This is a genomic window from Methanospirillum stamsii (assembly GCF_003173335.1).
GTDB classification, from domain to species: Archaea; Halobacteriota; Methanomicrobia; order Methanomicrobiales; family Methanospirillaceae; genus Methanospirillum; species Methanospirillum stamsii.
This window is the reverse complement of sequence record NZ_QGMZ01000030.1, coordinates 46,480-56,617: the sequence shown is the minus strand read 5'-3', so window position 1 is coordinate 56,617 and position 10,138 is coordinate 46,480. Positions and strand designations below refer to the sequence as shown.

Sequence of the window (10,138 nt, the reverse complement as noted above, 5' to 3'; positions counted from 1 at the left end):
ACGAAAAAGAAAAGCATCCTCCATAAGGAGTTTCTGGCATACTATTTCTTCAAGATCAATAAACGGTTCCTCGATAAGACAGTAGGGCGGAGTTCCTCCAAAAATACCATACAAGACAATTGCCTTGTGAAGATTATTTACATAAGAATAGTAATCAATAAACCGGAAGGGTCTGAGTAAGATCTGACCTGTCCTCCGACCATATAACGGATTTTTATACTGCATAAGTTGTGATTCCACTAATCCTATGCTCGATCCAGAGAGAATGAGATAGAGGTTTTTTTTGGAAAGACCGGTATCCCAGTAATATTGAAGGAGAGAAGGAAGTGATGGCTCTTCCTGGACTAGATATGGAAATTCATCAATTGCGATAACTGTTCGTATATCTCCATGTTGCATAAGATATACAAAAAATGCATCCCAGTCCGGAAATGGAGCATGAAGCAGATAATCGTCCTTAAAAAATACGGCTAATTCAGATGAAATTCGTTTTAATTGCAAGTGTCTTGATTCTTCTCTTGCCAAGAGTCGTATTCCCCCAACCTGACTAATAAACTGGTCAATAAGTTTACTTTTTCCAACTCTCCTCCGGCCATATAATATCAGGAGTTCAGGCTTATTACTATGAAATCTTCGATTGAGTGCTGATAACTCTGTTTTTCTATCTATAAACATACTTCAAAGTAGTCTACTTCAGAGTATATTTATTGTATTGTGGGGATTGATGGATTTTAAATTCAGGATTTCCGGATCTGAAAAGAAAACAATTATCGTTATATCAAATTTAGAATTGAAATTCGCTTTATAATTATTAACCTAGAACATTTTCAAGGAAATGTTTTTTGTTAGTTTAACCTTGCTCCTGAAAGTCCATTATCTTAACATTGGGGAGCGGTATCCCCCACATAATTAAAAAATGATCTAAAATCATGATTTTTATTATGAATATCCGTGGCCAGATATGGACCCACATAAAAGGTCATTATCCTATGATAATCCATCATTCAAGGATTCCATAGGATAGATTTGTTCTTTAATAGCATCCGGATATAAATCCAGATTTTTCAGCGGAAATCGGATTTAAAAGGTAAATTAATGAGGTTTAGGATCTTGAAATCATGTGATATACAATATGGTAAATATGAGCGTTAAATTCAATAATAAGGCTGATTTTTTTTGATGGAAAAGGAGGGAGCATATATTATTCTCCAGTTAATAAATAGTAGAACTGAATTCCCATTAAGAATCTTTTAAAACTCTCAATTCAGTTTCTGGAATACCATTTTTTCTATTGCATGGCAAATTTTTATCTAGCTTAATAAGTAATGTACATCCTGAAACTACAAATAGAATACCATTCTCTTCCTTGAAAAACATTGATTATGAAGTATATTATTACAGGGGGTGCCGGATTTATCGGATCTCACATCGCAGAGTCTCTGGCATCAAATCATGAAGTTGTCGTGATTGATAACCTCTTTAGTGGGAAGATAGAAAATATTAATAATCTTCCTATCATTTTTGAAAACAGATCAATAACAGACCTTGCTTTTTTGAAACGGATTTTTGAGGGTGCAGACGGAGTATTCCACCAAGCTGCTATCACATCAGTTCCCCGTTCTGTAAAGGATCCTCTTCCTACCAATGAGGCAAATATCACCGGAACACTCAATGTGTTAGTTGCTGCAAAAGAGATGAATGTTCGAAAAGTGGTTTTTGCGTCCTCATCATCGGTATATGGTGATACTCCGGTTCTTCCAAAAACCGAAAGTATGACTCCAAACCCCCTTTCACCCTATGGGATTTCTAAATTAACCGGGGAGCAGTATTGCAGGGTTTTTTCTGAACTCTACGGACTGAAAACGGTAGCTCTCCGGTATTTCAATGTGTTTGGTCCTCGCCAGGACCCAAAATCAGAATATTCGGCGGTAATTCCAAAGTTTATTACCAGGATCCTAAAACATGAATCTCCGACAATTTATGGTGACGGGGAGCAGACCCGGGATTTTACCTATGTGAAAGATGTGGTCCAGGCGAATATCCGGGCCATGGAGAGCGATGTACAGGGAATTTTTAATGTAGCCTACTGTCAGCGAATCACTCTCAACTCACTCGCTTCATTCATAATGGAAATTACCGGGAATACAGTCCCGGTTTTGTATGATCCACCCCGTCCGGGAGATATTCGGGATTCACTCGCGGATATTGGACGAATACAGAATGAACTCAAATATAAACCCGGTTACACCGTAAAAACAGGACTTGAAGAGACGATAACATGGTATCAGAATCAGTAAATGGCAAGGTTGTATGTGTGGTCGGGCTTGGATATGTAGGTCTGCCACTTGCAGAGGCTTTTGCAGAGCACATACACACAATTGGATTTGACATCGACCAGAGAAAAATTGAGAACCTGAAAAATTCAGGATCAAAGATTACTGCCACTTCAGATCCACAGCAGATAAAAAATGCCGATGTAGTGCTGATCTGTGTGCCAACCCCGGTAACAAAAGCGAAAGACCCGGATCTCAAACCAGTTGTTTCAGCTGCAACGGTTATCGGACAAAATCTGAAACCAGGTGCAATTGTTGTCCTGGAATCCACCGTGTATCCCGGTGTGACTGAAGAAATTATGGTACCAGTCCTGGAGCAGGAATCCGGGATGCAATGTGGAAAAGAGTTTTTCGTCGGGTATTCACCGGAGCGGATTAATCCAAATGATGATGAACATACCATAGATAAGATTACGAAGATCGTCTCCGGGATGGATACCCGGACGACAGATACGCTCTGCGAACTTTATAGTCTGGTTACAACCGTGTATCGGGCACCGAATATCAAAACGGCTGAGGCTGCAAAAGTTATTGAAAATATTCAGCGGGATCTCAATATTGCCCTGATGAATGAGCTCTCGATTATCTTCTCCCGTCTTGGAATAAACACCAAAGATGTTCTCGATGCAGCAGGTACAAAATGGAATTTTCATCATTACCGCCCAGGTCTTGTCGGTGGTCACTGCATTCCTGTTGATCCCTATTATCTGGTATACAAAGCCGAAGAGATCGGATATCATCCGCAGGTGATTCTTGCTGGTCGGGCGATTAATGACTCGATGCCGAAACATGTAGCAGAGCTAGCAATCAAGGGGCTGAATGAAGCGGGGAAAGTGATCAAGGGATCCAAAGTGCTCATTATGGGAGTAACATACAAAGAAAATGTGCCAGACACCAGGGAGTCACCAGTCGAAGAGATGGTTAAGGAACTTAATGAGTTTCATATTGATGTATATGGATATGATCCGTTGTTGAATCATGAAGCCATTAATCGGTTTGGAGCCAAAGCTATCGAGCGACTTGATGGTACTGATTTTAAGATGGATGCGATAGTAGTTAATGCCCCACATAATGTGTTTAAAAAATTAGCAATAAAGGATATCCTGTCATTATGTAATGGCAAGCCTGTTCTTGTTGATGTTGCGGGAATGTTCCGTGATTGTGGAGATGTGCGGGAAGGGTGTTACTATCGGACGCTATGATGGGGTTAATTTCAGAGTTTTAAATTGCGATCAATATGGTAAGTCTGTTGCCGACCTATCACTACAATGCTAAATTAGATCTGGATAATGTGGATATTTTTTCCCTTAATAAGTTGATTATCAGACTCAAATTTATTTTTCTGTTTAGAGGATGCAGCATAACAAAAATATGGGTTCCACCAGAGCATAATTACCGTCCAATAGGATTTAATTCTAAGGATAATCTTTTAAAATTAGTCTCTTCGTATCATTGGTTTTGAGTTATGCAACTGCCTCTTGAATTGGTTTTGAAAAAAATTTCGGTTCCCTTATTGATATGTTTTCCAGAATTATTATCACTAATTTTTTTTGCTGGATTACCTGCAACCGTAATATTTTTTTCAAGAATTGATTTATTCACTATTGCTCCAGCGCCAATGGCAACACCATCGGCGATAGTAATATCTCCAAATATTTTCACACCGGGTGCTATGTATGTATCATTTCCAATCTGCGGAGCTCTATTTTGTTTTGATGTTGCTCCAATATTTACATCAACATGAATTCTACAATTAGATCCAATTTTTACAAAATTACTTATTACAATTGTGCCTCTATGAACAATTGCAAGACCAGGGCCAAAACAATTGGGAGGGATTGTAAAGCCTAATCGAACTGACATTCGATGAAAATGTAACAGGTGGTAAAAAAATAATGGTTTCCAGAGAAAGGAATTTCTACAATTTTTATAAAATTCAACTTTTCTTAATAGTCTTTGAAATTGCCAGGTTTCATCCCCAACAATTTTAGGTTTTTTTCGATTATATCCCAAGGATAATCTATCACACTCAAGAAAAAAATGTAGATCACTTTTTGATGCAATTTGGGTCGGAAGTGAATTTTCGGAATATAATTCAGATACTTTTAAAAAAATTTTCATAATAATACTATTACTGAAACTTTAATAAATTCAACTCACTTTCATATTAAATTTCTCTTAATCAGAATATGATTAACACCCACATTTGAATATTCGACGGAAAAGATATTGCCCTCATTTCACATAAGGGCAAGTTTGAATCATTCTTAAATTGTATTTTTTTTATATTTGGTACTTGGCTATAGTAGAATAACAAAAGAGGGTCACCCTTCTCATTTTATTCTACATTAGATTCTCATAGATTTTCGAGGATATCCGCTTCACCCATAACCGTAAATAATGATTTTGAATTCAATCATATCAGTAAATATATGAAAGAAAATAAAAACGGTCTAATTTGTGGATCGGCAGGATATGATACCTTCTCGAGATAAATTTTCTCCAAATTATTTATCATCTTAACGTAAAATCACCATTAAAAATTTTAATTTCTCAACCTTCTTTTGACTATTGCATGGCATATTCTTATATCTCATAAATTATAGAAAACATAATGTAATTATAGAAATGAGTCTAACCTTTATTCAGAAAGTAGTTAACATAAAACATATGAGAGATGGGGTGTTAAATTCATCAATAATAACATAATTAAGATGTCTTCTAGTCAGAAATCATGAAGTTATTATGATTGATTAATTATTATCAAGCAGTGCAGTTTTCATCCAATATACCATTTACAACTGGTATGCACCTTCTGCTAGGAGAGGTTCATATGGATATCGGCCCTGAAGCACAATATAATCAATTAATTACTAATATGGCATAGAAATTTAGTGAATCAAATCATAAAAATATATACCGATTTATTCAACTATCTTAAAAGAAAATATTGCTGCATATTTTATTTGTAAGAGGCAAAATTTGATAGGAAATATTGAAGATCAATTTAGAAAAATTTTATTAAATCGAATAAAAATTAGAAACAGCAGAGAATATTTAGAAATTTTGGGATTATCGAACCCAGATTTGCTTAGTAGTTTTATTATGCAAAAAAGAGATGAACTTTATTTGCATGCTTATTATCACACACGTTATTATAATCAAGTTTTCCAAAAAATCGGTTTAATCAAAAACGGAAAAGTAGATCATGAAAAAATTCCAGAAATACCCATTTTAACCAAAGATATTATTCGAAATAATAATCAAAATCTAATTTCAGATGACTCCCATAAACGAAAATTTTTTTACAACTCATCAGGTGGTTCAACAGGTGAACCAATCAGATTGATTCAGGACGATTATTATTTAAAATGGAGGAATGCGACTAATAATTTTTACTATCAAAATATCCTGAATGTCGACGAGCCAATGGTAAAGAAAGTAATACTTTGGGGATCTGAAAGAGATCTTTTTAAAGGCGGGATTGACTTCAAAACAAGGCTCCAGAACAAACTTACCAATTCTGTTTTTTTAAACAGTTTTAAGATGACAGAAGAGGACATTAGCAAAAATATTCAAAAAATTAATTCATTTAAGCCTGAAATATTACGAGGATATGCCGGTTCTCTTTTTGAGTTGTGTAATTATGCAGAACAGAAAAAAATCTCATTATATTCTCCAAAAATAATCGTCAGTGCAGCAGAAAACCTATCCGATAGAATGAGAGCAACTATTGAGTCAAACTTTGGTACCAAAGTTTTCAACTTTTATGGTTCAAGAGAAGTAAGTAATTTATCTGGCGAATGTGAAAAAGGTCTACTGCACTCATTTCAATTCTGGAACTATATTGAAGTGCTAGATAACTATAATCAAAAGGTCAAGGAAGGAGAAGAAGGTAAAATAATTGTTACAAATCTTTTTAACTACTCAATGCCTTTGATACGATTTGAAATCGGAGATATGGCAATTCTTGGGCCGGAAACATGCTCATGTGGAAGTGTTTTGCCCACTCTAAAAAAAGTAACTGGGAGAATTACAGATCATTTCACTTTAGAGAATGGAGCAATAATTCATGGGGAGTATTTTTCGCACTTATTTTATTTAAAAGATTGGGTAAAATCATTTCAAGTTATTCAAGAAGATTATTCATTAATTAGGATAAAAATTGTAATTAAGGATAAAATTAACCTAATAGATCAAGCAGACATTGAAGAAAAAATAAAATTGGTAATGGGCTCAAATTCTATTATCACATGGGAGATCGTAAAAACCATCCCAAAAACACAAAGTGGTAAGTACAGATATACTAAATCTTTGATCACGAGATAAGCATGGGGGGTTAGCATACTTCAGAATTTATTATTTGTCTTCGCTATGAATCTCCATTTCTCCTGAAAGCAACCGAAAAGTAATGAATATTATGAATCGCAATCCGATCCGGATTGAGGTAAAGGCCAATTTCATCAATAAAAATGCGGTAGTGAAGGAATAGTGTAATTTTCATAGGTTGTTGGAAATGGATGTAATAATTGTTGTTCATACAGAATTTGGGTATATACACAACTATGAGGTTGTATATGATAAAAACGCAACAAATGGGGTGAATAAAGGTGTATTTAACCTTATAAAATTGGCAGATAAATATGGGGCCAAGATTACCTTTGCAGTTATGCCAGAGGTTGTAAAGAGTTTCCCGAGAGATATTGAGCATGAAATCGGTTTACATATTCATGCTGGATGGGAAGAATCTAGACGGAACAATCTAACTTATCACGTGGGAGATCGATATCTTCGTGAACATTGTGATCAATCCTTAACTTCCACACTCTTGAGAGAGTATCCTTATCATGAACAACTTGAGATGATACAAGTTGGATCTGAATATCTTGAGGATTCATTTGGTGAAAAACCAACAACCTTTGTCGCAGGTCGCTGGGCAATAGATAATAGGACGATTCGGGCTTTAGTTAATTCAAGGATGGAAAGAGACTGTTCAGCACCTGCACATTCACCTCCATGTCATCACGACTGGTCTAAGCTCCCAAGAATTTGTATGCCCTATCACCCCTCCGAAAATGATTATCAAATTAATGGAGATCTTCCCCTTCTTATTGTGCCCATCTCACAGATGCTTTTTGCAGGGAATGTAAATCCTGAAGTTGCTCCTAAAGTTGGTCTCTCTTGGTTGAAAGCATGTTTTTATGAATATTATATGCAAAGTATGCCCCTATTCCAGATTTGTTTACATTCTCCCAGCATGACAGATCCTTATTTCCTAACAGTAATGGATGAATTTTTAAAATATATTTCAAAGTATTCTAATATCAATTATGTTTACTCACGAGAAGTTTATGAATATCCTTATGTTGCCCCCTCAACTATGATTAGTCCATATATATTAGGATTAAATAAAAAAATACTTAAAAATACCTTCGAATCGATAAAATTAAAATTTCAGAAAAAGTTATTATGATACATATCCTCGCTTCAAAAATTATATCTTTGATTTGTTTTTTTTATGAGAAAGTTTTCCTTAGGAAAGCGAACCTAGATGTGGAAAATTTCATAAAAAACCTTTCATTTGTGGGCTTGGGTACAATCATAGGAACAATATTTTCAGTTACTTATAATATTCTTGCAGGGCGTTTGTTAGGTCCTTCGGAATATGGGACTTTTACCTTGATACAATCAGTGGCAATGTTTCTTTACATTCCAATGTTGCTGGGTTTTTCTTCAGCAATGGTAAAATATAATTCAGAAAAAATTGATTTTATCAGGCAGAGGTGTATCCTCTCGACAACGTATGCCTTAATAATTCTGTTTACTGTAATCACACTGTTTCTATATGCAGTTTTTTCAAAATATATTATTGCAATTTTCTCAATAACTTATGAAATATTCGTTTTTGCAGTCATCTTTTCAATATCATATGTCTTTTATACACTTATGACGAGTAGTGTTAGAAGTCTCCATAAATTTAGGGAGTACTCATTGACAAATTCAATTTTTCCCGCATTACAATTAATATTATTATCGGTTTTTATATATGCGATTAACGATCTCTCCTTTAAATCTCCTCTTTTTTCGATGATAATTACATATGTAATAACGGGAGGAATTCTCCTGGTATATTTAAGAAAATATATTAAAATAGAATTTAGTATGCCAATGGCTAAAAAACTATACCGATTCAGTATATATTCCCTCATGGGAGGGATATCTTCAATATTTTATTTAAATATCGGAAAAATTGTAATAAATATGTTTCTACCTGTATCACAAGTAGGAATATATTATGCATTTAATTATGCATTTACAGCATTTATATTTCTAATTACTATGATCTTTACTACGGTTTTTTTCCCTGTAGCTTCTATGTGTAACAATAAAGGTATGTTATTCAATCGTATCAATAAAATTATACTATTATTAATTGTATTTGGTCTTCCGCTTACATGGATTTCAGGGTACATAATATTAATGATGTACGGTCCTGACTATCCATTTGATTTACCCCTCATGATTTTCTTTTCCATAGCGGGCATATGTATATCGGTTGATCAGTTATATGGGCAATTATTGTGTTCTACTGGAGTAAATGGAGCAAAATTGACTTCTTATGCTGCTGTTGTCATGGCAATAGTAAACATAAGTCTTTGTTTTCTATTAATTCCAGGAATTGGTATCATTGGGGCCGTTATCGCGACAATCATTTCATATTTATTTTCGATTGGCATAATGTTGTTTAAATGTAAAAAATTTATTCATTTTATTGATCAATAGGAGGATTTTTACTATGATAGAAATTGAAAATTCAAGATTTATTTTTAAAACTAAGACAATATGGTTTAGTGAAGTCCCATTTGACATAGAGGGATTTGATCAAGTATCATTTAATGCATGTAAAATGAATGTTGATTTGAAGGGTTTTTTTAAAAAATCGTTTACAACTCAAATAATTGATCTAACGCAAGATCTTGAGACAATATGGAAAAAAATGGATAAATCTTCTTGTAGATATTCAATTAATAAAGCAAAAAAAGATGGAGTAAATATTATACTAAATCAGGAGTATGATTCCTTTTGCAGTATAAACTCCGAATTTAGAGAATTAAAAGGTCTTCCAAATTATGCGATAAGTTCTGACTTTATGAAAAAATATGGGGTTTTATTTTTGTCTACATTTAATGAAAAAATCATCGGAGGTCAATTTTACTTATGTAATGGAAAAAATATTCGATGGATGTTGGGTGCATCTAGAAGACTAGAGGAAACGGGTCAAATAAGAACATTAGTTGGTAATGCAAACCGATTGATGATTTGGGAGGCAATTAATTATGCTAAAGAAAGGGGTATAGATAATTTTGATTTGGGGGGGTATTATGTTGGAGAAAAACAAGATAATGAAAAAGAAAATATTAATTTTTTTAAAAAGTCATTTGGTGGTGAATTGACAACACTCTATAATTATGATAAAGATTATTCCAAACTATATTCTATTGCCAAAAAATTGGGTATAATGTATAACCGGTTTATTAAAAACTAATTGTCTCATAATTTTCAGGTTAATATTATTGAGAGTTGACAACATGCTGCGAATAAGCTATTTGGAAGAGTGATTAATCACATATAAAGAACTGAAAGGTAATCAAATAGCCTCTTCGGTATTTTGAATGGGTAACCAGAAGTAAAGGATCCCTTCAACCGACTCTCCGCGAAGTGGGGATGCTTGTCCATCCCCACGAGCTCATCATGACAAGGGGGAAGGTTCGGGATGGGGGACGGAGTCCCCCTCCTGATTTTAT

General features: G+C 34.4%; 8 protein-coding genes. 6 read left to right on the top strand and 2 right to left on the bottom strand.

The features are described 5' to 3' along the window. A partial coding sequence (locus DLD82_RS13615; protein ID WP_146199810.1) for an AAA family ATPase occupies positions 1-675 on the bottom strand: 675 nt, incomplete at its 3' end. Positions 676-1,382: 707 nt separating this feature from the next. On the opposite strand from DLD82_RS13615, the gene DLD82_RS13610 reads away from it, so the two are divergent. After that, positions 1,383-2,297, top strand: a complete 915-nt coding sequence (locus DLD82_RS13610) for an SDR family oxidoreductase (protein ID WP_109941675.1) — start codon at positions 1,383-1,385, stop codon at positions 2,295-2,297. After that, on the top strand, positions 2,279-3,535 hold the full coding sequence (locus tag DLD82_RS13605) for a nucleotide sugar dehydrogenase (protein ID WP_109941674.1): 1,257 nt from the start codon (positions 2,279-2,281) through the stop codon (positions 3,533-3,535). Before DLD82_RS13610 ends, DLD82_RS13605 begins: the two co-directional genes overlap by 19 nt. A gap of 247 nt (positions 3,536-3,782) precedes the next feature. On the opposite strand, the gene DLD82_RS13600 is transcribed toward DLD82_RS13605, so the two are convergent. Next, complete coding sequence (locus DLD82_RS13600) at positions 3,783-4,454, bottom strand: serine O-acetyltransferase (protein WP_109941673.1); 672 nt, start codon at positions 4,452-4,454, stop codon at positions 3,783-3,785. A gap of 861 nt (positions 4,455-5,315) precedes the next feature. On the opposite strand from DLD82_RS13600, the gene DLD82_RS13595 reads away from it, so the two are divergent. The 4 genes from DLD82_RS13595 to DLD82_RS13580 all read left to right on the top strand — a co-directional run bounded on the left by DLD82_RS13595 (position 5,316) and on the right by DLD82_RS13580 (position 9,879). Beyond that, positions 5,316-6,662, top strand: a complete 1,347-nt coding sequence (locus DLD82_RS13595; RefSeq protein WP_219968427.1) for a phenylacetate--CoA ligase family protein — start codon at positions 5,316-5,318, stop codon at positions 6,660-6,662. Positions 6,663-6,849: 187 nt separating this feature from the next. Next, positions 6,850-7,806, top strand: coding sequence for a polysaccharide deacetylase family protein (locus DLD82_RS13590; protein WP_109941672.1), 957 nt, complete (start codon positions 6,850-6,852; stop codon positions 7,804-7,806). Then, a complete protein-coding gene (locus DLD82_RS13585; RefSeq protein WP_109941671.1) occupies positions 7,803-9,116 on the top strand; it encodes an oligosaccharide flippase family protein in 1,314 nt (437 codons plus the stop codon). The genes DLD82_RS13590 and DLD82_RS13585 overlap by 4 nt, the downstream gene beginning before the upstream one ends. 13 nt (positions 9,117-9,129) lie before the next feature. Continuing rightward, complete coding sequence (locus DLD82_RS13580; RefSeq protein ID WP_109941670.1) at positions 9,130-9,879, top strand: hypothetical protein; 750 nt, start codon at positions 9,130-9,132, stop codon at positions 9,877-9,879. The last annotated feature ends 259 nt before the right edge of the window (positions 9,880-10,138 follow it).

Coding starts and splice junctions, on each gene's coding strand:
- DLD82_RS13610 (WP_109941675.1), top strand. CDS start 1,383: ATGAAGTATATTATTACAGGGGGTGCCGGATTTATCGGATCTCACATC.
- DLD82_RS13605 (WP_109941674.1), top strand. CDS start 2,279: ATGGTATCAGAATCAGTAAATGGCAAGGTTGTATGTGTGGTCGGGCTT.
- DLD82_RS13600 (WP_109941673.1), bottom strand. CDS start 4,454: ATGAAAATTTTTTTAAAAGTATCTGAATTATATTCCGAAAATTCACTT.
- DLD82_RS13590 (WP_109941672.1), top strand. CDS start 6,850: ATGGATGTAATAATTGTTGTTCATACAGAATTTGGGTATATACACAAC.
- DLD82_RS13585 (WP_109941671.1), top strand. CDS start 7,803: ATGATACATATCCTCGCTTCAAAAATTATATCTTTGATTTGTTTTTTT.
- DLD82_RS13580 (WP_109941670.1), top strand. CDS start 9,130: ATGATAGAAATTGAAAATTCAAGATTTATTTTTAAAACTAAGACAATA.